Annotated in this window: 18 protein-coding genes and 1 pseudogene; 10 read left to right on the forward strand and 9 right to left on the reverse strand. The window is 55.3% G+C overall.

The window, feature by feature from the left end:
• Nucleotides 1-7: 7 nt before the first annotated feature.
• Together JT31_RS20590 and JT31_RS20595 are read right to left on the reverse strand one after the other, a co-directional pair.
• The gene (locus JT31_RS20590; protein ID WP_038481545.1) at nucleotides 8-1,273 is read right to left on the reverse strand and encodes a flavin-containing monooxygenase; all 1,266 of its coding nucleotides are present in this window, start codon (nucleotides 1,271-1,273) and stop codon (nucleotides 8-10) included.
• A gap of 176 nt (nucleotides 1,274-1,449) precedes the next feature.
• Nucleotides 1,450-2,373 (reverse strand): LysR substrate-binding domain-containing protein, encoded by a 924-nt coding sequence (locus JT31_RS20595; RefSeq protein ID WP_038481548.1) that lies wholly within the window; start codon nucleotides 2,371-2,373, stop codon nucleotides 1,450-1,452.
• Nucleotides 2,374-2,909: 536 nt separating this feature from the next.
• Between JT31_RS20595 and JT31_RS20600 the strand changes: the two genes are divergently transcribed.
• Complete coding sequence (locus JT31_RS20600) at nucleotides 2,910-3,737, forward strand: ABC transporter substrate-binding protein (RefSeq protein WP_081948205.1); 828 nt, start codon at nucleotides 2,910-2,912, stop codon at nucleotides 3,735-3,737.
• A gap of 24 nt (nucleotides 3,738-3,761) precedes the next feature.
• Nucleotides 3,762-5,294: an amino acid ABC transporter permease/ATP-binding protein gene (locus JT31_RS20605; protein WP_038481551.1), complete on the forward strand. Its 1,533-nt coding sequence runs from the start codon at nucleotides 3,762-3,764 to the stop codon at nucleotides 5,292-5,294.
• A 45-nt stretch (nucleotides 5,295-5,339) separates the two neighbouring features.
• Here the strand turns inward: JT31_RS20605 and JT31_RS20610 are convergent, their stop codons facing one another.
• From JT31_RS20610 to mgtA, 4 genes are all read right to left on the reverse strand, one after another.
• Nucleotides 5,340-5,681 (reverse strand): DUF2493 domain-containing protein, encoded by a 342-nt coding sequence (locus JT31_RS20610; RefSeq protein ID WP_038481554.1) that lies wholly within the window; start codon nucleotides 5,679-5,681, stop codon nucleotides 5,340-5,342.
• A gap of 67 nt (nucleotides 5,682-5,748) precedes the next feature.
• Nucleotides 5,749-7,401, reverse strand: a complete 1,653-nt coding sequence (locus tag JT31_RS20615; RefSeq protein WP_038481557.1) for a Na/Pi cotransporter family protein — start codon at nucleotides 7,399-7,401, stop codon at nucleotides 5,749-5,751.
• Nucleotides 7,402-7,403: 2 nt separating this feature from the next.
• Nucleotides 7,404-7,640 carry a hypothetical protein gene (locus tag JT31_RS20620; RefSeq protein WP_038481560.1) on the reverse strand — a complete coding sequence of 79 codons (237 nt, stop codon included), beginning with the start codon at nucleotides 7,638-7,640 and terminating at the stop codon, nucleotides 7,404-7,406.
• A gap of 75 nt (nucleotides 7,641-7,715) precedes the next feature.
• Nucleotides 7,716-10,409 carry a magnesium-translocating P-type ATPase gene (gene mgtA, locus JT31_RS20625; protein WP_038481563.1) on the reverse strand — a complete coding sequence of 898 codons (2,694 nt, stop codon included), beginning with the start codon at nucleotides 10,407-10,409 and terminating at the stop codon, nucleotides 7,716-7,718.
• 1,673 nt (nucleotides 10,410-12,082) lie between these two features.
• Here mgtA and drpB point away from each other — a divergent pair.
• The 4 genes from drpB to JT31_RS20645 all read left to right on the forward strand — a co-directional run bounded on the left by drpB (nucleotide 12,083) and on the right by JT31_RS20645 (nucleotide 15,237).
• Nucleotides 12,083-12,355 carry a cell division protein DrpB gene (gene drpB, locus JT31_RS20630; RefSeq protein WP_038481566.1) on the forward strand — a complete coding sequence of 91 codons (273 nt, stop codon included), beginning with the start codon at nucleotides 12,083-12,085 and terminating at the stop codon, nucleotides 12,353-12,355.
• Nucleotides 12,356-12,521: 166 nt separating this feature from the next.
• Nucleotides 12,522-13,217: a phosphohydrolase gene (locus JT31_RS20635; RefSeq protein ID WP_038481569.1), complete on the forward strand. Its 696-nt coding sequence runs from the start codon at nucleotides 12,522-12,524 to the stop codon at nucleotides 13,215-13,217.
• A gap of 97 nt (nucleotides 13,218-13,314) precedes the next feature.
• Nucleotides 13,315-14,724 carry a DNA cytosine methyltransferase gene (locus JT31_RS20640; protein ID WP_038481572.1) on the forward strand — a complete coding sequence of 470 codons (1,410 nt, stop codon included), beginning with the start codon at nucleotides 13,315-13,317 and terminating at the stop codon, nucleotides 14,722-14,724.
• A gap of 12 nt (nucleotides 14,725-14,736) precedes the next feature.
• Entirely contained in the window at nucleotides 14,737-15,237 is a 501-nt protein-coding gene (locus tag JT31_RS20645; RefSeq protein ID WP_038481575.1) for a very short patch repair endonuclease, read from the forward strand.
• Here JT31_RS20645 and yedA read toward each other — a convergent pair whose 3' ends face one another.
• Nucleotides 15,238-16,155: a drug/metabolite exporter YedA gene (yedA, locus tag JT31_RS20650; protein ID WP_038481578.1), complete on the reverse strand. Its 918-nt coding sequence runs from the start codon at nucleotides 16,153-16,155 to the stop codon at nucleotides 15,238-15,240.
• Between the two features lie 169 nt (nucleotides 16,156-16,324).
• On the opposite strand from yedA, the pseudogene JT31_RS20655 reads away from it, so the two are divergent.
• The 3 genes and pseudogenes from JT31_RS20655 (at nucleotide 16,325) to dgcQ (ending at nucleotide 19,261) form a co-directional block, all read left to right on the forward strand.
• Nucleotides 16,325-17,243, forward strand: a pseudogene (locus JT31_RS20655) (DUF808 family protein).
• Between the two features lie 92 nt (nucleotides 17,244-17,335).
• Nucleotides 17,336-17,515 (forward strand): YodC family protein, encoded by a 180-nt coding sequence (locus JT31_RS20660; RefSeq protein WP_038481580.1) that lies wholly within the window; start codon nucleotides 17,336-17,338, stop codon nucleotides 17,513-17,515.
• A gap of 177 nt (nucleotides 17,516-17,692) precedes the next feature.
• Nucleotides 17,693-19,261, forward strand: coding sequence for a cellulose biosynthesis regulator diguanylate cyclase DgcQ (dgcQ, locus tag JT31_RS20665; RefSeq protein ID WP_326979622.1), 1,569 nt, complete (start codon nucleotides 17,693-17,695; stop codon nucleotides 19,259-19,261).
• A gap of 540 nt (nucleotides 19,262-19,801) precedes the next feature.
• Here dgcQ and yodD read toward each other — a convergent pair.
• Nucleotides 19,802-20,035: a YodD family peroxide/acid resistance protein gene (gene yodD / locus JT31_RS20670; RefSeq protein WP_038481583.1), complete on the reverse strand. Its 234-nt coding sequence runs from the start codon at nucleotides 20,033-20,035 to the stop codon at nucleotides 19,802-19,804.
• Nucleotides 20,036-20,165: 130 nt separating this feature from the next.
• Here yodD and dsrB point away from each other — a divergent pair, with 130 nt between their 5' ends.
• Nucleotides 20,166-20,354, forward strand: coding sequence for a protein DsrB (dsrB, locus tag JT31_RS20675; protein ID WP_038481586.1), 189 nt, complete (start codon nucleotides 20,166-20,168; stop codon nucleotides 20,352-20,354).
• A 414-nt stretch (nucleotides 20,355-20,768) separates the two neighbouring features.
• On the opposite strand, the gene rcsA is transcribed toward dsrB, so the two are convergent.
• On the reverse strand, nucleotides 20,769-21,392 hold the full coding sequence (gene rcsA / locus JT31_RS20680; protein ID WP_016537069.1) for a transcriptional regulator RcsA: 624 nt from the start codon (nucleotides 21,390-21,392) through the stop codon (nucleotides 20,769-20,771).
• Nucleotides 21,393-21,578 lie beyond the last annotated feature (186 nt).

Below are 21,578 nucleotides of genomic sequence, written 5' to 3' on the forward strand. Positions count from 1 at the left end.
CAAGAGGTTAGCGCTGGGAAGCGTCGGAATAGCGGCTGTAATTGCGCTGGGTTTCAATGTGGTCGGCAATGTATTTCGCGTCATGCCACACGCCCCAGATAAACGTTGATCCCCGGCGGGACAGCCACGGCAGCCCCAGGAAATAGACGCCAGCCTCGCTGGAAACGCCGCGCTGGTGACGGGGTTTGTCCTGGGCATCAAAAGCGTCCACCTGCAGCCAGCCGTAATCCGGCGCATAGCCGGTCGCCCAGATAATCGAGGCGATCCCCGTCTCGGCAAGGTTCAGCTCAAGCGTGGGCTGGGTGACGCAAAGCGGATCGGCCGGGAAGATGCGGGCCTGCGGCTCCTCGGGCAGATCAAGGCCGTTGCGGGCAATCCAGGCATCGGCGGCGTCCAGCAGGGCAAGGTAGCTTTCATCGCCCTGGCGGATATTGTGCGCGAGGTTATCTTCAAAAAAGACCTTCCCATCTGCAAAGCGTTGGGTCAGGCCGACGAGGTGAATGCCCTGATGTGCCAGGGCGCGAAAATCAACTGTGTGGCCGCCGCGAGCGCCGCTCACCGCAATGGTGACGTGCTCTTTGCCGGGCTGATTGGCCGCCGCATCCCACAGCCCCAGCACGCCCAGCCACCAGCAAAAATCACGATTGCGGTAAGCGCGAGGCGGGCGGTCGTGCGCGCCGACGGAGAGATAAACCTGCTTACCCGAACGCTGGATCTCGTCGGCAATTTGTACCCCGGATGAGCCTGCGCCCACCACCAATACGGCTCCGGCAGGCAGCTGCGCCGGGTTTTTGTAGGCAGCGGAATGTATCTGGTAGAGCCTGCCATCTTCCGGAGCAATGGCCGGTACGACCGGGCGCTGGAAAGGCCCCGTTGCGGCGACGATATGCTTCGCTTCTACAATGCCGTCGCTGGTTTCCACGGTGAAACCCGGCCTGCCGTGATTGCGCGTCACGCTTTTCACCTCAACGCCCGTTTTTACCGGAGCCTCAAACTTGCGGGCGTAATCTTCAAAGTAGTTAGCTACCTCGTCTTTAGGGATAAAGCTGTCCCGATCGGCCTGGCTGAATTCCAGCCCAGGGAAACGGTCATGCCAGGCCGGGCCGTTCGCCACCAGCGAATCCCAGCGCCCGCTGCGCCAGGCTTCGGCAATGCGGTTTTTCTCCAGCACCAGATGCGGAATACCGAGGCGTGTCAGGTGCTCGCTCATGGCGATCCCGGCCTGGCCGGCGCCAATCACTAGAGTGTCTGTTTGTGTTTTTATTACGGTCATGTCTGTTTCCTTGGGGCCGGGAAATAAGATTCAGCGCAGCTTCGCTATGGCACAAGGTTATTGAGCGGCAGACATTCCGTAAAATATTATAAATCTAGGGATAAGGCATAAATAAATTAGCCTCAATCTACAGGCTATGAATTTCCTGTATTTTAAGGCTACGCTTCACGCCTTTTTTACTCTTCAATCACGCCCTCCGGCATCAGTTCAAAAGTACGGCAATAATCCATAAATAAACGCGTCGGGCGCGTCGGTTCGTTATGGCGTAAATAAGCCATCACCAGCGTTGAGGCGGCCATATCATCGACTATTTCCACCTGCGTAACGCGCTGGCCGTCATAGGTCACGTCGGTGCAGGGGCGGGTGACCAGCACCGAGAACCCCATTCCCTGGCCGACCATGCAGCGCACCATTTCTATCGACGGCGAACTGTAGGCCACCTCAGGGTGCAGGCCTTTGTCGGTGAAAATATTCATGAAGTAGCTTTTGCTGGGGATGACGTCCAGCAGGATCATCGGTTCACGGCTGAGTTCTTTCAGCGTCACGGACGTTTTCTTCGCCAGTGGATGAGCCGCAGGCAGCAGGGCATAAGGCTTCTGCGGGGCGTTCAACTTTTCGGTGTGCAGCGTGCTTTCCAGCTCGAGGTTGTACATAAACGCCAGGTCAAAGCGCCCGCGATGCAGCCCGTGGGTCAGCTCATTCTGTTCGCCGTCGTACAGCCGGATGGTTATTTCAGGGTAAATCTTGCGAAACCCGGCGATAAGTCTCGGCAGATAAAGCGGGGCTGCGGATTCGAAGCAGCCGATGGCGATGGTGCCGGACACAAGGTCGTTATCCGCCTTGGCATTTTGCTCAAACTGGTATGAAAGCCGCAGCAGCTCGCGGGCTTTTTCATAAAACCGCAGCCCGCCGGGCGTGAGGGAAACGCCCTGCGCGTGGTGGCGGATAAAAAACTGCTGCTCAAAGGTGTCTTCCAGGTTTTTGATGGCAATGGAAACCGATGGCTGGGCGATATGCAGCTGCCTTGAGGCTTCGGCGATGCTCTGCGCTTCAACGACGGTGACAAAGTACTTGAGCTGCTTGAGCGTGAAATGTGTCATGGTGCTAACCCCGGTTTTTTATTGGCAGTGGACCTTGCAAGATAGTTTCAGGCTATCCAGTTATTTCTGTTAGTAGCAAAGCCTGTGCCAGATGCCGCCGTGGTAGGCGTTAACGGTAAAAATGATGCTCAGAAAAAATATTTTCATTTTTATTGGTCACGAATAATCCCCAAAAAGTGGCAATAAAAAAATAAGCTGCACTTTTTTGGTGCGGATAAATATTTTATATCGCTATTATCTGTCTGAAATATGTCTCTATTCGCTTTCCTGTTGGGAATTAAAGTATTGCGCTGCGCTGGTGCAAAAAAATAGCCATTGCCTTAAAACAATTTTTTATAGAGGTAAGGCATATTTTTCGTCCTTTATCCCCGTGCCTTTCTCCTGCAGCATGGCTCAATCGCAAACGCTCACCGAATGATTATCGTCCTGGCGAATATATTGCAAGGCAGTAGCCAGGGCGAAACCATAAGCTGTGAAAAGCGCCTCCGTTACGGAGCCAATAAAAAATGTTTTATCACCTGCACTGGAGTCATCGCATGTTTACATCTTCACATAGCAAGGCGTTATTCACCTGCATGGCGGCGGCGCTGCCTTTACTGCTCAGCGGCGGGGCTCAGGCCGCCGTGATGACCCCCGGCCAGCTTACGGTGGGGAGCGACATTACCTTCCCGCCTTACGAATACCTCGACGGCAAAACGCCCGCAGGTTTTGATATTGAATTTATCAACGGCGTTGCCGGGGCGATGAAGCTCAAACCTGATTATGTGGATACCCGCTTTACCAGCCTGATCCCCGGCCTGCAGGCGAAGCGCTTTGAACTGATTGCCTCCGCGCTGTTTATCACCCCCGAGCGCCAGAAGGTTATCGACATGGTGCCATACCTGAAAACCGGCGAATCGCTGCTGACCCTCAGCAACGCCAGCTTTAAGCCAACCAAACCGGAAGAGCTTTGCGGGCATAAAGTCGGGTCGATGCAGGGGACTTACTGGCTGGAAAAACTGCACACGCTGTCGGCCGACTACTGCGTCAAGCAGGGGCTGAAGCCGATTGCGGTGAGCGAGTTTTCAACCGACCCGCAAACCACCCAGGCATTGCTTTCCCACGCGGTAGAAGTACAGATGACCGATGCCGCCGTGGCAAGTCAGGTGGTGGATAAAATGAAAGGGCGGCTGGCGGTGACCTCGACGGAACTGCTGTACCCGGTGCTGGTGGGCCTGGGGGTGAGCAAAACCAACCCTGAGCTGAAAAAAGAGCTGAACGACGGGATTGCGGCCTTTAAGGCCAGCGGCAAGTACTCGGCCTTAGTGAAAAAGTATCACCTGGCGGAGCCGTCCGAAGCCGAAATTCAGGCCAGCAGTTTGTAATCACCATCGCCGGGGAGTGCGGATATGTCTTTTGACTGGAACTATTTATTCAGCCTGTTCAGCAACGCTGATTTTTGGCAGGCGACCTGGACCGTGATTAAGCTGAGCCTGCTGAGCTGGATAATCAGTATTGGGTTTGGCTTTCTTCTGGCGCTGGGCAAACAGGCCGCCTCTCCCTGGCTCTCTTTACCGGCGCGGGCCTATATCTGGCTGTTCCGCAGCCTGCCGCTGCTGGTGCTGCTTATCTTTGTTTATAACCTGCCCCAGGCGCTGCCGGGCAGCTCGGCCCTGCTGAGCGACCCTTTCTGGGCGGGGCTCATAGCGCTGGTTTTGAGCGAAACGGCCTATATTGCGGAGATCCACCGCGGCGGCCTGTTGGCCATTCCTCGTGGTCAGCGTGAGGCCGCCCGCGCCCTGGGGCTGCGCTACGCAGGCATTCAGTGGCTGGTTATCGTGCCGCAGGCGCTGCGGGTGGCGCTGCCGTCGCTGGCCAACGAATACATCTCCATCGTGAAATTAAGCTCGCTGGTTTCGGTGATTTCGCTGACCGAGATCCTGATGGTCGGGCAGCGGCTTTATTCGCAAAACTTCCTGGTGATGGAAACCATGGCGGCGGTGGCTTTCTATTATGTGTTTATCGTGACGGTCTTTGACTTCTTGCTGAAGCTGCTGGAAAAACGGCTGGATGTCACCCAGCGCAAAACCGCCCGCCTGCCGGAAGCCGAACTGGAAGCGATGGCCGCGCAGGAAAGCGGGCTGGTATCACGCGCGCCGCTGGCGTCAGACGTTCCCGCGCTGCAGGCTCGTAAGTTACATAAAGCTTATAACAACGTGGAGGTGCTTGGCGCGGTTAACCTGGATATTAAGCCTGGGGAAGTGGTGTCGGTGATTGGCCCGTCCGGCTCCGGGAAAACGACGCTTATCCGCCTGCTGAATGGCCTGGAACAGCTGGATAACGGGGAGATCCTGATTAACGGGCAGCCGTTTATTCGCCTGGAAAAACAGGGGGCTCAGAAGCCTCAGTACGTGGAAAACGCCGCACACCGGCTGAATATCGGCATGGTTTTCCAGGGATTTAACCTGTTCCCGCACTTAACGGTAATGAAAAACCTGATGCTGGCGCCGCACTACCATCGCCTGGCGACGGATGCAGAGCTAAAGCGTGAGGCCTGCGTATTGCTGCGGAAGGTCGGGATGCTGGAGCACGCTCACAAATATCCTCATCAGCTTTCCGGCGGGCAGCAGCAAAGGGTGGCTATCGCCCGGGCCCTGATGATGCGCCCGCAAATTATGCTGTTCGATGAGCCTACCTCAGCGCTCGACCCTGAAAAAGTGAATGAGGTGCTGCAGGTGATCGAGAACCTGGCGGGCGAGGGGATAACGATGGTGATCGTCACCCACGAAATGAACTTCGCGTTCAGCGTGTCGGACAGAATTGTGTTTATGGAAAAAGGACGAGTGGTTTGCGATGACTCCCCGCAGGCGCTGCGCAGCGGAGAGAATCCGCGTATTACCGAGTTCCTGAAAGACGTGAACCTTGCGCCCGTCACGGCATAAAACAATCGGGCTGCGGTAACTGAAACATGCCGCAGCCCGTCTGCATTAAATCTCGATAACCTTCACGCCGGAATTGTGCGCCATTCTTATGCACTCCGCCGTGTCTTCTCCCCCAGGAAAAGCCAGTAGAACGTCAGGGCGGCTGTCTTCCAGCATAAACAGGTTGCGCCTGGTTTCCGCATATTTGCCGTGCAGCGCCCAGTTGGCCGGGTAGCGAATGACGTGCACGTCGATACCGCGCGCCCAGTTTTCTATCGCGCCGCCCAGCGTCTGGTGCCCCCCGTGAATCAGCACGTTGATAGTCTGCGTGCGGGCATATAAATCCAGCACGTGGGTAATGGTATGGGTGTCGGCATAAAACCGACCTGAGCAGATTAAAACTCTCACTTTTCTGTACCTTAAAGTTGCTTTCCTTGAAAAAACTCTCGCCCGCGCGACGGCGGTTATTGTTTTTTTAAACGTCCGGCGGCGTGTCGATAAACAGCAGGGATTTATCGCCCAGTCGGTCAATGACCGGGTAGGCCACGGCGGCGATGTGGTGATGCACGCGACGGTAGTCCCGCAGTACCCGCTGGAAGATGTCGCCGGATTCCGCCCAGGCATTTTTGTCCTCACGCAGCTTTTTGAAATGCTCGCGGCTGGCGGAGGCCTCGAGCTGGCGAATGGTTTCTTTGCGCTGCACCAGCTGGTGGGCAGCAGACAGGTCTTCACGCATGAACGCGGCAATCGCCAGGCGCAGGCTGGTGAGTATTTCCGCGTGCAGCAGGTGAATATTGTGTAACTCAAAGTCGTTAAACAGCTCGCCCCGGCGTGCGCGACGCGTTGCCAGCTGGGTCAGGTTGCTGGAGAGAATGTCGCCCGCGTGCTCAAAATTGATGATGAACATCAGAATTTCCTGCGCGCGATCGGCATCCGCGTCATTCAACCCGTCCTGACCGATGTCGGCGAGATAGGCGCGAACCGCCGCGCTAAGCAGATCCACAGACTGGTCAAGCTGGCGAATCTCGTCGGCAGCCTGTTTTTCCTGGGTGACAAACAGAACCAGCAGGCGATCGAGCATGATGGTTAGCATGTCGGCGGCGCGCAGCGATTCGCGAACCGAATTCGACAGGCCGATATAAGCGACCTCGAGGCCTGCATCGTCGAGATACATCGGCATGCCCGGGTCGCCCACGCGCTCTTCTTCCGGGAACAGTCGCTCGAGGAACCGGGCCATCGGCGCGGTCAGGCTGATAAACAGCAGCGCAAGCACTGCGCTAAAGGCCGTGTGGAACCACACCACCAGCTGCGGCGTGTTCAGCCCGGATTTCTGTGCGATATCCGTCAGCAGAGGCAGCAGCAGTAGCGCCAGCGCGCAGCCGGACAGGCGAACTATCAGGTTGCCCACCGGCAGGCGGCGAGCTACGGCGGACCCGGCGTTAAGCACCGGCGGTAATGCGCCGCCAATGTTTGCCCCAAGCACCAGTACCAGCGCGGTAGCTGGCGTCATCGCGCCGGTAGCCGCGAGGGAAGCGATCAGCAAAATAATCGCCACGCTGGAGTGGCACAGCAGCGTCAGGAGAGCCGCCACCAGCAGGGCGATTAATACGTCTCCCTCCAGCCCCTGCATGACGGCATGAAATACCGGCGTGACTTCGATGTCCGCCAGCGTGCCGCTGAGCAAATGCAGCGCAAGCAGCATCAGGCCGAGGCCAATCAGGGCGCAGCCCACGCTCTCAAAGTTGGAATGGTCCCGCAGCTTAAAGACCACAAACCCGGCCAGCAGAAGCAGAGGAATGGCGATTTCCATGTTAAAGCTCATCAGCTGCACCACCAGCGTGGAGCCGATATTCGCGCCGAGCATCACCGCCAGAGCGGGGGCAAGGCTCAAGGTGCCGGCGGCGGTAAACGACGTTGCCATCATGCTCACCGCGGTGCTGCTTTGCAGGACGCCGGTAATGCCAATGCCGGCAAGCAGGGCGGTCCAGCGGTTAGTGAGGTGGCGTCCCATCCAGTTGCGCAGCGGCGTGCCGAAGCCGCGCTGCAGCGCCGTTGAAATCATATGGCTGCCCCAGAGCAGCAAAGCGATGGCGCCAGCCAGGTTAATTAACAGAGTAGTTCCGGACATAATTAATTCCCCCTCTTAAGGGCGGGTGGTGTAACAAAACGCAGTAACCTGATCGAAAAACGATGTATGGCGCTGGCGAGGTTCAGTAATGCTTTGGTGTGTCGATAGTTAATTTTCCCTCCGGCGAACCATGCCAGGGCACGGACGCGAAGGACGCGGGTTATTTTCATTAAAAATAAGACAACCAACGCGATGGTCTTATTTTTAATCAGGAAAATAATGGAATGTTGCTTTTCCATAATGCTTTCCAGCTTGTGTTGCCTGCCTGAAAGGTGCCGCCGAAGCGGCACCGAATTACCGTACTTAACGCAGAGTTAGTGCCACTGTTTGAAGCGACGCATGTAGAACGTTTTCATCGCCTGAGCCACGCAGCAGTAGGCCAGCAGGGTGCCGACCAGCCACGGGAAGTACTGCCACGGCAGTGCCTGCAGCCCAACCAACGGCCCGAGCGGAGAGAACGGCACGTAAATCCCTACCGCCATCACCAGGCCGGTCATCATCATCACCGGCCAGGCGGCAGTGCTCTGAATGAACGGGATCTTCTGGGTACGCAGCATGTGCACCACCAGCGTTTGCGACAGCAGGCCTTCAACGAACCAGCCGGACTGGAACAGGGTCTGCATGTGCTCGCTGTTGGCGCTGAACACAAACCACATCAGGGCAAAGGTGGTCATGTCAAAAATGGACGACGTCGGGCCAATCCAGACCATGAAGCGGCCGATGTTTTTGGCATCCCATTTGCGCGGCTTGCTCAGGAACTCTTTGTCCGTTTTGTCCCACGGCAGCGCGAGCTGGGAGATGTCGTACATCAGGTTTTGCAGCAGCAGCTGAATGGCGAGCATCGGCAGGAACGGGATGAACGCGCTGGCAACCAGCACCGAGAACACGTTGCCGAAGTTGGAGCTGGCGGTCATGTTCAGGTACTTCATGATGTTGCCAAAGGTCTCGCGGCCTTTTATGACGCCTTCTTCCAGCACCATCAGGCTCTTTTCCAGCAGGATGATGTCGGCGGATTCCTTGGCGATATCGGTGCCGCTGTCGACCGAGATACCAACGTCGGCATCACGCAGGGCAGGGGCATCGTTAATCCCGTCGCCGAGGAAGCCGACGGTATGGCCGTTAGCCTGCAGCGCCTTCAGCACGCGAGACTTCTGCAGCGGCGTCAGCTTGGCGAACACGGTGCGCTCTTCCACTAACTGTTGCAGGGAAGCGTCGCTCAGTTGCTCAATCTGCGGGCCGAGCACCGGCTCGCCCGGCTCCAGCCCAACCTGACGGCAAATGCGCGTGGTGACAATGGCGTTATCGCCGGTCAGCACTTTCACCGCCACGCCGATGTCCATCAGGGCGGCAATCGCCGGGCCTGCGCTCTCCTTCGGTGGATCGAGGAAGGTGAGGAAGCCACGGATGATCAGGTCGTGTTCATCGTCGGTGCCGTACTGCTTTTTCGCTTCGGCTTTAGGAATGTCACGGGTGGCCACCACGAGGACGCGGAAACCGTCTTTGTTGTAGTCGTTGGTCATTGCCAGCATCGCCTCACGACGCTGCTCGTCCAGGGCGATAACCTTGCCGTTCTCTTCCATGTGGGTGGCGATGCTCAGCATCTCTTCCACCGCGCCTTTGCACACCAGCAGGTGATTGCTCTGGCTGTCTTTCACCACAATCGACAGGCGACGGCGCACGAAGTCGAACGGCATTTCATCGACCTTGCTGTAACCCTGCGGTTTCACAAATCCCGGCTCATTTTCAGAGAAGTAAATGACCGCCTGATCCATCAGGTTTTTGATGCCGCTTTGGTGGTGGCTGTTGAGCCAGGCCAGTGCCAGCACGGACTCATTTTTCTGACCGTGCGTGTCGACGTGGTGCTCCAGAATGATTTTGTCCTGCGTCAGCGTGCCGGTTTTATCGGTGCACAGCACGTCCATCGCGCCCAGGTTCTGAATCGCGTTGAGACGCTTAACCACCACTTTACGCTTCGCCATAGCCACCGCGCCTTTGGCGAGGTTGGCGCTGACGATCATCGGCAGCATTTCCGGCGTCAGGCCCACGGCGACCGCCAGGGCAAACAGCAGGGCATCCCACCATTCGCCTTTCATCAGGCCGTTGATCAGGAACACTACCGGCACCATCACCAGCATAAAGCGGATCAGCAGCCAGCTGACGCTGTTCACTCCCCGGTCAAACGCCGTTTGCGCCCGGGTACCGACAATGGCTTTTGCCAGCGAGCCAAAGTAGGTCCGTGGCCCGGTCGCCACTACTACCGCCTGCGCGGTGCCGCTGACAACGTTGGTGCCCATAAAGCAGATGTTAGGGATATCCAGCAGGTTCTCGCTGTCGATCGCCTTGTCGTGCGCGGATTTTTGCGCCACATCGCCCAGGGTGTCGTATTTCTCAATCGGCAGCGCTTCACCGGTCAGCACGGCCTGGCTGATAAACAGGTCGCGAGACTCAATGAGGCGCACGTCTGCCGGGATCATATCGCCCGCATAGAGCTGTACGATATCGCCCACGACCAGCTCGCGCATCGGGATTTCACGCGGGGTTCCTTTTTGCCCTGCATGTTCACGACGAACGACCGTGGCGGTGGTGCGCACCATTGCTTTCAGCGCTTCGGCGGATTTAGCCGAGCGGTGTTCCTGCCAGAAGCGCACCAGGCCGCTGAGTGCCACCATGGTGCCGATGATGATCACCGTCGTCAGGTCACCGTCTTCGCCGTGGCTGGTAGGCAGCCAGTAGTCGGTAAAGAAGCTGATGCTGGCGAGAATAGCGAGCACGTAGATAAACGGGTTGTTAAACGCCATCAGCAGCTGGATCAGCGCGTGAGGCGGCTTGTCATGAGCGACTTCGTTCAGGCCATCCCGCTCCAGCCGGGCATTCGCATGGGCTTCCTGCAGTCCTTCCCGGGTGGTGTTGAGGTTGACCAGGGTTTCTGCGATGCCGTTTTTGGCTTCCTGGGCGGCGCGCATAGACAGCGTGCTTTTTTTATTACGGTTCTTGGTTTGTACAGTCATGGTGGTGCTCCTGTCGCCGGGCGGCAGCAGGCTTTTTACGGTAAATGCCGGATTAAAGGCGGCCGAAAATAGCCCGATGCCGCATGAGCGATCGGTTTTGAATTAATTTCGCAGGGCTCCACGCTATTTATTTTTTAAAATAAACAGGCGAGAAATTTATATTTTCTTTTATTTGGACGTGGTTATTCCTGCCGATGTACAGGGATGCCTGCATCAGGGAATAAACAGCTACCAATAGTGACGTAACTCAGCGTGGCGCACGGAAGCGGGCTGCGGCATAGCGCGCAGACGAACCTACGGCGTAACGGCTGAATCAGGCTACGAAGGGTCGACTTTGTGGGTCTTCGCCGTCAGAGAAGCTGCAACGACGCTCCAGCTGGCCGGTGACAGGACTGACACGCCAGTTAGTGATGCGTTGATTCAACTCACTGATTTTCGAAGAGAAAATTGAGTTTTTCTGTTTTTTACGTGCGGACAATACCCGATCGCGGGGCGGCCGGACACGCAGCGTTGATGTCACTGTTTTGACACCAGGAAAAAGGGTAGATTTGAAGTTCATAACACACCTCGGGACCGTGAAAACCCTGGTCGAGGTGGGACAACACGAGAGCATCAGGCTCCGGCGAGACACACCAAAACGAAGAAGTGATCACAATCGATTTCATGTTTACTTTCCCGAACCGCCATTAAGGCAACGTTCGGGCAGCTACTAAATTCAGTATCCATTAGTCTCTTATGTCAGGTTAGGAAAGGCCGCAACTTCGGCCCGTGAAATCTACCCATGAGCAATACTATTGTCAACCCGGCAATGTAAATTAAATTCGTTCGTTTATATTTCAGTGAGGAAATATTGAGTGAAGAGAATAAAGGGTATTTTTATCTCTCTTCCCGAGCAGTTTCTTTTCTTAAGCAAGAGGCTGTCTCTTGGTCATAAATACAGGGTTTTAAGTAGGTTCGGTAAAGGTTCCGTTCACTTCCAGAGCTGCTTCATATGTCACCACCGAACCGGTGAACGACTCGGGGAAGTCACCGTCACTTCCCCGAGACCCCGGACTCCCGGCTAAATAAATCGCCGCAAGCGGCAGACCTCCGTTTTATCTCCCAGTCCTGGGTCGGCTGAGATGCGTTCCCGACGCTCTCAGCCTCCGGTCGTTCCCGACGCCCGGACCCTGGCCAGTCGGAGAGAAAACGGAGGCGATTTAAGCCGGAACCGAGCCTCGCTTCAAACCCGCAGCTACACAGAACGTTACAGCTGCTTCAAGACCTACAGCCACACCCTTGTTCCCGGCTCTCATCGACCCTGAATGTTTGGGTGATGGCGTTATCTCCCTGACACGTTCACCGTGCTCTAAACGTGCAGTGTAAACAGACCTACGAGTGAACGGAAAATCCGCCAGCCCGCATAAGTGCGGATATCTGTAATTAAAAGACGCAGTGAACATAAACGAACCCTCCGGCGGGAGGCGTCACCACGATTAAGAACTTTCCTTAAGCTAAATCAAACCCGGTTGTCAATGCTGATTAATGCCCTATAAGCTTTGATTTGAAACAAAATTTAACGCTTATAGCGGTTCATCTAATCCATTAGTGTGATAAAAATCACATTAAGACGGTGGGGGACCTGCCGTCGACAGCCCGTTTTTGTTTCAGTTGAAAAAGTTAGGTCGAACGTTATGGATGCGAAACCAACTCGCAGCCCCGGTGGAAAAATTGCGCTGTGGCTGTTTTATGCTTTTTGTTTGTACATCGTTTGGGCGATGGCGCGTTATTTTTGGGTCGTCAGTGGGGTCACCAGCGGCGATCTGGGCACCTTCGGCGGGAAATTGCTTGGCGCATTAATGGGGTTGCTGGTACTTGGCTCCGTTGCGGCAGTGCTGGGTTGGGTAGCCTGGTATACCCGGCCACGTGTTTATCCTGCCCGCGTCCGCGATAATCGCCAGCATTAAAAACGAACTTTCTTAGGCAGAGCCGCATTTGTCTGTGGCTCTGCGCGTTCCCCCGCCTTACCTGCCTTCACTCCCGCGTCCCCAGCCTGCATTGATGTTGTCATATTATTGTCATCAATCTGGTTATACTCAGACTTGCGCTTTTCACGAGAAGGGGAGTACGTGTATGCCGATTGCCCGCTGGCAGCAGCAGTTTGAGCAGTATCTGATTGAGAACTGGGCGCAGGATGACAAGGCCCATGACGTGGCGCATTTTCGGCGAGTATGGAAAACCGCTCAGCATATTATGGAAGGGACCGAGGCCGACAGGCTTGTGGTGCTGACCGCCTGTTATTTCCATGACATTGTTAACCTGCCCAAGAATCACCCGGAGCGCCATCTGGCCTCAACGCAGGCCGCGCAGGAAACGCTGCGTATTCTGGAAACGCACTTCCCGGACTTTCCCCGCGAGCTGTATGACGACGTAGCCCATGCGGTGCGGGCCCACAGCTTTAGCGCCGCCATTGCGCCGCAGACGCTGGAAGCAAAAGTGGTGCAGGACGCGGACAGGCTGGAATCGCTGGGGGCGATAGGCCTCGCGCGCGTGTTTTATGTCTCCGGGGCGCTGGGGCGCTCGCTGTTTGACAGCGACGATCCGCTGGCCGAGCGCCGCGAGCTGGATGATACGCAGTACTCGGTGGATCATTTTCAGAAAAAGCTTCTGCGCCTGCCGGACTCAATGCAGACCGAAGCCGGGCGAGCGCTGGCGCACCACAATGCGGATTTCCTCGTGGGCTATATGGCGAAGCTGTGCGCCGAGCTGAAAGGCGACTATCTGCAGGTAGACGAGCAGGTTCTGCAGCGTTTTAAATCACAGGCTTAATCTTCCCGGCCCGCAGTTCAGTCTGCGGGCTGTTTCCGTTCTCTCTGGGTCAAATCAGTGATACAGTTTCACTCCCTTTTCCCATCTTTGGTTCACGATGAACGATCTTGACGCGATAGCAGAACACCTCTCCCTTCAGGCACAGCGCCACAAACAAACTCAGCAAGAAGAAGATCACGCCCTGGTCAGCCGCTTACTCGAAATCTACGATCAAAAAACCGTCGCCCTGCGCCTGCGACAGGTGGGAGGTGACTGGACGCGCGAATCCCTGAACCGCTGGTATAACGGCAAGTCTGCGCCACGGGGCTTAACCGAAGTGGAAGTGCAGATGCTGCAAAGTATGCTGCCGTCGCCGCCGTCGTATCATGGCCGCTATGCCTTCCGCTTTATCGACCTGTTTGCCGGCATCGGCGGCATTCGCAGCGGCTTTGAGGCGATTGGCGGCCAGTGCGTGTTTACCAGCGAATGGAACAAACATGCGGTGAAAACCTACAAGGCAAACTGGTATTGCGACCCGGCGCAGCATCAGTTTAATGAAGATATTCGTGACGTGACGCTCAGCAACCGCGGCGACGTGACGGACGAGCAGGCGACGAAACACATTCAGGCCACGCTGCCCGACCACGATGTGCTGCTGGCCGGCTTCCCCTGCCAGCCGTTTTCCCTGGCGGGCGTGTCGAAGAAAAACGCCCTTGGGCGCGCGCACGGCTTTGCCTGTGAAACCCAGGGCACCTTGTTCTTCGACGTGGCGCGAATTATTGCCGCCAAACGTCCGCCGATTTTCGTGCTGGAAAACGTTAAAAACCTGAAGAGCCACGATAAAGGCAACACGTTCCGCATCATCATGCAGACGCTGGACGAGCTGGGCTATGACGTGGCCGATGCCGCCGTCACCGGGCGCAATGACCCGAAAATTGTCGATGGCAAAAACTTCCTGCCGCAGCATCGCGAGCGCATCGTGCTGGTCGGCACGCGCCGTGACCTGAACCTGGACTCTGCGGTGACGCTGGCAAGGCTCAGCGATTTTTATCCGGCTCGTCGCCCGACGTTTGGTGAGCTGCTGGATGATGAAGTCGAAGCAAAATATGTTCTGACCCCGACGCTGTGGAAATACCTCTATAACTACGCGAAGAAGCACCAGGCCAAAGGGAACGGCTTCGGCTACGGGCTGGTTGACCCGACCAATCCGGCAAGCGTGGCCAGAACGCTGTCGGCCCGTTACTTTAAGGATGGCGCGGAGATCCTGATCGATCGTGGCTGGGACAAGGCGCTGGGCGAGGTTAACTTTAACGATCCCGATAATCAGCTGAACAGGCCGCGCCGCCTGACACCGCGTGAATGCGCCAGGCTGATGGGCTTTGAATCACCGAAGGGCAAAGCGTTCCGCATTCCCGTGTCCGACACTCAGGCTTACCGCCAGTTTGGTAACTCCGTAGTCGTTCCCGCGTTTGCCGCAGTGGCAAAACTGCTGGAGCCGGTCATCAAGCAAGCGGTGAAAAAGCGCTAAGCGGAGAACGATATGGCGGATGTACACAGCAAAGCTATACGCAGTAAAAACATGCGAGCCATTGCTACGCGCGACACCGCCATTGAAAAACGCCTTGCCGCGCTGCTGGCCGAATGCGGATTTAGCTTCCGCGTTCAGGACGCAGCCCTGCCCGGCAAGCCGGACTTTGTGGTGGATGAATTCCGCTGCGTTATCTTTACCCACGGCTGTTTCTGGCATCACCACGACTGCCACCTGTTTAAGGTCCCGGCCACGCGCACCGACTTCTGGCTGGATAAGATCGGCCACAATGTGGCAAGAGATAAACGCGATGTCGGGCTTTTACTGGCGCAGGGCTGGCGGGTACTGGTGGTTTGGGAATGCGCGCTGCGTGGCCGCGAGAAAATGAGCGATCGGGCGCTGTGTGAACGTTTAGAAGAGTGGATTTGCAGCGGCGGGCGTAGCACAGAAATTAACGTGACCGGAATACATCAGCGGGATGAAGGCGACCAGCAAACGCTGGCCGCAGAGTAGCTATTTTTCTACTTCACAAGTCTCAACAACCGGTTTGGCTGGGAAGAGATATTTGCCCAGCGTGACCAGCACCACGGCAAAAATGATGATGCCCAGCGCCAGCCATTCAATCGGCGAAAGGTTTTCGCCCGCAAAGGTGGTGCCCAGCAGCACGGCGACGACCGGGTTAACGTAGGCATAGCTGGTCGCTACGGCCGGGGAAACATTACGAATCAGGTACATATAGGCGCTGATGGCGATCATGGAGCCAAACAGCGCCAGATAGCCTACCGCCAGGAAGCCTGCGGCATCCGGCATAGCCGTTAAGCGTTCGCCGCTCAGGGCCGAAACGCAAAGGGCGACAATGCCCGCCGCTAACATCTCAATGGCGCCCGCCATCATCCCTTCGGGCAGCTCGATCCGCGAGCCGTAAACCGAGCCAAATGCCCAGCTTAATGAGCCAATGAGAATCAACAACGCGCCCGTCGGATTTCCACTGAGGTTGCCGCCGCTGTTCAGCAACAAAATGCCCGCCAGGCCAATGGCAATGCCCAGCCACTCCAGCTTGCGGGTTTTAATCCCGAACAGGCGGCTGAAGCAGAGGGTAAACAGCGGCACGGTGGCAACCATCACCGCAGCAATGCCGGAAGCAACGTGTTGGTGCTCGGCAAGCGTCACAAAGCCGTTGCCAACCGCCAGAAGCAGGACGCCTATCAGCGCGGCATTAAGCATTGGCCGCAGGCGCGGCAGCTTGTGCCCCCGGAAAAGCAAAATAGCCGTTAATATCACGCCAGCGCAGAGAAAACGCACGCCGGCCATCATAAACGGCGGCCAGCTTTTTACCCCAATGGCGATGGCAAAATAGGTCGACCCCCAGATGATATACAGCGCGAAAAGAGCCGCAATCAGCGGCAACAATTGGCCAGAACGAAGACGCATATTCCCTCACCAGGCTTCAATTTCAGGCCGATAGTTAACGCCAAAAGGCAGCGGATAGCGAGCCTTTTACTTGTTGATGTAATGTTAATTTACATTGACAAAGACGAGTAATTTTCGCGGCGGCGATTTTGCTTCATACTCTTGGGTAACGAAATCAATAAGGACAGATATTTTGGCTGGAAGTAGCTTACTGACATTGCTCGACGACATCGCCACGCTGCTGGATGACATTTCCGTGATGGGCAAACTCGCGGCAAAAAAAAACGGCTGGCGTACTGGGCGATGACCTTTCGCTTAATGCCCAACAGGTGTCGGGCGTTCGCGCTAACCGGGAACTGCCCGTCGTCTGGAGTGTGGCAAAAGGGTCGTTTATCAATAAACTGATTTTGGTGCCGCTGGCGCTGATTATCAGCGCCTTTGCTCCCTGGGCAATTACGCCGTTGCTGATGGTGGGCGGGGCATTTTTATGTTTTGAAGGCGTGGAAAAGGTGCTGCACAGCATAAAGGCGAGCAAGCACAAGGAAAGCGCGGAGGAAAAGCAGGCGAGGCTGGAATCTATAGCTGCCCAGGATCCGATGGCTTTTGAGAAAGACAAAGTGAAAGGGGCAGTGCGTACCGACTTTATTCTTTCGGCGGAAATCGTCGCCATTACGCTGGGCATTGTGGCCGAAGCGCCGCTGCTGAATCAGGTACTCATCCTGGCCGGTATCGCGATTCTGGTGACTATTGGCGTCTACGGGCTGGTTGGGATGATTGTGAAAATCGACGACCTGGGCTATTGGCTGGTGGATAAACGCGCGGCGCTGGCCCGGATGGTGGGCAAAGGGCTGCTTGTTCTTGCGCCGTGGCTAATGAAGATCCTCACGATTGTTGGCACGCTGGCGATGTTCCTGGTTGGCGGCGGCATTCTGGTACACGGTGTGCCGGTGCTGCATCACGGCATTGAGCAATGGGCGGGCCAGTTGGGCGGCGTTGTGGAGCTTGTCGGCCCCACGCTTGCTAATCTGGTGCTCGGCTTTATCGCCGGCGGTATTGTGCTGCTCGTGGTGAATGGCATAAATCACCTGCGGGGCAGCGCTTCGCACTAAGTTCGAGAAGAAAAATATCGCTTTAGTCAGGAAAAAACGCTGACCATTGGCTATACCTTTAGAGGTTTTCACCCCTAACGCCGGAGGCGGCAATGGTCTATGTGGTCAGCGATGAAGTCCGGCGTAAAAACGGTGGTCCTCGCATGATAGTCACGGGTTATTCCAGTGGCATGGTGGAGTGCCGGTGGTACGACGGTTATGGCGTAAAGCGCGAGGCGTTCCGTGAGGACGACCTGGCGCCTGTTGAAACCAGAGAGCATCACCAGGCGTGAAGCCTTTGGTTCTCTAACTGAACCCGGCATTGCCGGGTTTTTTTATGCCGCCGTAGCGTGGGCTATCTTCGACAAAGCGCCGCCGCGATGGCAAAATCTGCCATGATTTCATTCTTCCGGCATTTACGGGAGGAGTTGATAACGGCGGCTTAGGCCACCAGCCAGGGAGTATCCCCCTTGATCGGTAACGTATTTGAGCGGTTTTTAAGCCGCTATAAAAGACCGCAGCGGGTGGTAAACCTCTGTTTTATTGTGGTGTTTCTTTGTTCAACGCTGCTGACCTGGCGCGAAGTGGCGGTGCTTGAATCAGCCTATATCTCTAACCAGCGCAACAGCCTGGATAACGTCGCTACTGCGCTGGACCGGCAGCTGCAGCACAGCATCGATAACCTGTTGTTTTACCGGAATACCATGCACTACGCGCTACAGTCGCCCATTTCGACCGACATTTCCCGTAAAACGCTGGCAGATTTCGCCATCCAGCGAACGCAACCTTACTGGCAGCTGAAGCTGGATCTTAATCGTGGCATGCCGGTTAGCGGCGTTTCCGACGAATTTGTCGCCCATAACAGCCTGCTTGGCCGCGATGAAAACTGGCTTTATCCGGAGCTGGAGGCGGCGCTGGAGTTCAGCTACATCATGCAGCTTGCCGACGCTAAGAGGGACCTGCAACGGCGGGTATTTTACGCCTCAAGGGCGGGCTTTTTCCTTTCCAGCACGCCACCGGAAAACGACCCGGCGATTGTTTCGCTCTACCATCGTTTGATTGCCCAGCCCTATTTTGTCGCCCAGTCACCGGAAAATAACCCCGGTCGTGGCCTCCAGTGGACCCACACCGATAACCCCGGCAGCCACAGCGGGCAAATAATCACCGCGTCGGTGCCTCTTGATCTGAATAACCGCTGGTATGGCGTGCTGGCGATGGATTTCCCTATCAACGGCATGCACGAATTCCTCCAGGCGCTTTCTCACGATCGCTATGAAGGCAAGGTTATGCTGTTTGACAGACAGTTCTCGCTGATTGCTACGGCGGCTGACCACGTGTCGCTCGCGCCGGTGTTTAACGAAAAACAACAGGCCGAGATTGCACGCTCCATGGAAAACGGAGAAGAAGGTGAACTGCGGATGGATACCCGCTTCGTGACGTGGGCGAAGCTGATGAACTTTGACGGCGTGTTGATCAAGGTGCATACCCTGGGCGAGGGTGTTCAGGGAGAGTTTGGTCGGATCAGCATTGTGCTGACGGTGCTTTGGCTGCTCTTTACGCTGATGCTGCTTATTTCCTGGCGAATCATCCGCCGGCTGGTGAATAACATGCTGACCCTGCAGCAGACGCTTAGCTGGCGTGCGAATTACGATACCCTGACCCGGCTCTACAATCGTGGCGCGTTCTTCGATATTGCCCACGGTCTCGCCCAGGATTGCCAGCGCGAGGATAAACCTTTCTCGGTTATCCAGATGGATCTCGACTTCTTCAAAGGGATTAACGATCGCTATGGGCATCACGCCGGGGATAAGGTCCTGGCTCACGCCGCAGCGCTGCTAAGCTCAGCCCTGCGTGAGGAAGACGTGGCCGGGCGAGTGGGCGGCGAAGAGTTCTGCGTCCTGCTGCCGGGAACTAACCTTCCTGCAGCCGCGAAAGTGGCAGAGCGTATTAGATTAAGGATTCATACCAAAGAGTTGCTTCTGATGGCCGGTGAAACCATTAAAATCAGCGCCTCGTTTGGCGTCAGCCTGCGCGCATGAGCGCCATGATTATGATTTCGAACACCTGCAGTCGATTGCCGACAGGCGTTTATACAAAGCGAAGCAAAACGGCCGCAATCAGGTTTGCACCCAGGACTGATCCTTCCCGCGAACGATCTCCGCTATATCATATAAGCACTGCTGATGTTTTGTTCGCGGTGTAAGCGGGGGCCGTTGCAGAAATAAGGGTAATGTTTTGCCGCGTCATACACTGCTGCCTACGGGGAAGTTTGCTGAGTTTGCACTGAGATAATGGGAAGGAAGGGACCGGGTGGTTTAGGATAAATCTCATTTTTATCAGGTGGTCACTTTTGTTTGAGCTCAGGGGGATGGCAAAAAAAATACGTTTCATAAGCAATTAGCATCAAATTCACCACATCAATAAGGTAGCGTCTCTCCATTCTTTAAAAGAATATATCCTTGTATTCAATAAAATTTAAGGTAATGTGGTCAACACATCAGATTTCCTGATGTAACGAATTTCAAGTGCTTCTTGCTTAAGCAAGTTTTCATCCCGGCTCCCCGGCCGGGATGCTTTTCTTAGCGATTAATTTCGTTCACGCTGAAATCCCGAATATCCAGCTCAAAAGCATCCGCCAGTTCCTTATAGCTATGCCATTCCCGGCCATCAACGCTCACTCGTTGCGGGTGCTCATCGTTGCCGGCGTGCCGGATATCGCTCTCGCTAATTTCATTGATGGCGGCCAGCAGCGCGTCAACATCGACTTCCGTGTCCTGATGCGCCGCGTTACCGCTCATTTTCACGGTCTTCATCACTTTACCCTCGCCTGACTACCAGCCTTAAGTATAGACGCTTCAGATAATGCGCCAGACCGTCCGCAGAGAGGGCGCTGAAGGGCTTTTTGATCTACAATGGCAAACAATGTATCTGGAGGAAATAACCATGAAAATCAACGATCGGGTGACCGTTAAGACCGACGGAGGCCCGCGACGTTCGGGCGTTGTTCTGGCGGTGGAGCCGTTTAACGAGGGGACGATGTATCTCGTGGCGCTGGAGGATTACCCGCTGGGGATCTGGTTCTTCAACGAGTCCGGGCACCCGGACGGGATTTTCGTGGAGAGGGACGAGTAGGTTTTGGGGATGAACCTCACCCTGGAAGGGAGAGGGAATAAAAAATGTTCCACGTTGGCTGTTTTCCCCCTCTCCCTCTGGGAGAGGGACGGGGTGAGGGGAAGATTTGTTCCCGGCTCTCATCACCCCCGGCTATGACCCAACTCAGGCGGGGTTGGGCTGCCGGGAGCAGCGAAAGAGAGCGATCGCCTGGCACGATAACCGCCGCAAAAATCGGCGTAATCAGCGAATATTTCATCGCTTAATATACCTTACGATTTTGCTTCTTCAGGGTTTGCTGCTGTTGAGGTCACGCTCGTTGTTGCGGTTTTGTTACGGTTATGGGTGTCGTGAGCTTGTATTTAATCTCTGACACCGTCAGAGATTAAATACCACGGCCTTAAAGGCGTAGGGGAGAGGCGCAAGTAAAAAAAGCTACCGAAGGTTAACAAAAATACCGTTGGTGACGTTATCGGTGAGGCGCACTACATGATATATCACCTGCTTGTTGTGGGTCTTGATTTTGCGTTTAATATTCCCTTTATGCGATGAAACGGTTTTTGCCTTGATGTTCATTTGATCGGAGATTTGAATCGTTCCCTGTCCTGACATCCACATTTTCAGCATGCTGGACTCTGTGCGACTAAGAGAAAGTGTCGGCAAATTAATATGTCCAATACATTGTGCATTTTTTGCTAAGTATTCCGCTAAAATATCGTCTAAAGATTCAGGCTTGATGGATTTCGAACTGATCAACAGGTTTTCCCGAACCAGCAGATATTCATCAAAATGAATATTGGCAATAGCCATAAAGACTAAAAATAGCGTCCCTGGATGTTGATTAATGATCTGCTTTATTTGCTGACTGCTTTCCGGGTCATGAATAAAGCAGTCTTCATTAATAAACACCACGCTGGGTGCCTGCAACCGGCATGCCTGTGCCAGCTGTTCGACCGTTTCTACATCTGTAATGTGCCGTTTTCTAACCCCGCGGCTGGCTAAGTAGCCGACAAGCCCCAGCCGGGTATAGCTGCATAAGTCCATAATAATCGTTGACATAGCAAACCCTCACTAAGCGCGTTATACCCGCAATAAGCCGCAGTGCAGATTGAAAGCTGTACTGGTTTTACCAGTGACTGACGAGGTCAATCTCAGGGCAAAACCCGCCCGCCGCATTTCCGCAGTTCGAATTATTTTGGGTAACCATTATTAATAATTTAAAAGGCGAAATCACTATCCCGGAAA

The organism is Cedecea neteri (assembly GCF_000757825.1).
Taxonomy (GTDB): Bacteria; Pseudomonadota; Gammaproteobacteria; order Enterobacterales; family Enterobacteriaceae; genus Cedecea; species Cedecea selenatireducens.

Coding starts and splice junctions, on each gene's coding strand:
- yedA (WP_038481578.1), bottom strand. CDS start 16,155: ATGCGTCTTCGTTCTGGCCAATTGTTGCCGCTGATTGCGGCTCTTTTC.
- drpB (WP_038481566.1), top strand. CDS start 12,083: ATGGATGCGAAACCAACTCGCAGCCCCGGTGGAAAAATTGCGCTGTGG.
- JT31_RS20605 (WP_038481551.1), top strand. CDS start 3,762: ATGTCTTTTGACTGGAACTATTTATTCAGCCTGTTCAGCAACGCTGAT.
- dsrB (WP_038481586.1), top strand. CDS start 20,166: ATGAAAATCAACGATCGGGTGACCGTTAAGACCGACGGAGGCCCGCGA.
- JT31_RS20600 (WP_081948205.1), top strand. CDS start 2,910: ATGTTTACATCTTCACATAGCAAGGCGTTATTCACCTGCATGGCGGCG.
- JT31_RS20645 (WP_038481575.1), top strand. CDS start 14,737: ATGGCGGATGTACACAGCAAAGCTATACGCAGTAAAAACATGCGAGCC.
- JT31_RS20660 (WP_038481580.1), top strand. CDS start 17,336: ATGGTCTATGTGGTCAGCGATGAAGTCCGGCGTAAAAACGGTGGTCCT.
- mgtA (WP_038481563.1), bottom strand. CDS start 10,409: ATGACTGTACAAACCAAGAACCGTAATAAAAAAAGCACGCTGTCTATG.
- JT31_RS20635 (WP_038481569.1), top strand. CDS start 12,522: ATGCCGATTGCCCGCTGGCAGCAGCAGTTTGAGCAGTATCTGATTGAG.
- JT31_RS20615 (WP_038481557.1), bottom strand. CDS start 7,401: ATGTCCGGAACTACTCTGTTAATTAACCTGGCTGGCGCCATCGCTTTG.
- rcsA (WP_016537069.1), bottom strand. CDS start 21,392: ATGTCAACGATTATTATGGACTTATGCAGCTATACCCGGCTGGGGCTT.
- JT31_RS20640 (WP_038481572.1), top strand. CDS start 13,315: ATGAACGATCTTGACGCGATAGCAGAACACCTCTCCCTTCAGGCACAG.
- yodD (WP_038481583.1), bottom strand. CDS start 20,035: ATGAAGACCGTGAAAATGAGCGGTAACGCGGCGCATCAGGACACGGAA.
- JT31_RS20590 (WP_038481545.1), bottom strand. CDS start 1,273: ATGACCGTAATAAAAACACAAACAGACACTCTAGTGATTGGCGCCGGC.
- JT31_RS20620 (WP_038481560.1), bottom strand. CDS start 7,640: ATGGAAAAGCAACATTCCATTATTTTCCTGATTAAAAATAAGACCATC.
- JT31_RS20595 (WP_038481548.1), bottom strand. CDS start 2,373: ATGACACATTTCACGCTCAAGCAGCTCAAGTACTTTGTCACCGTCGTT.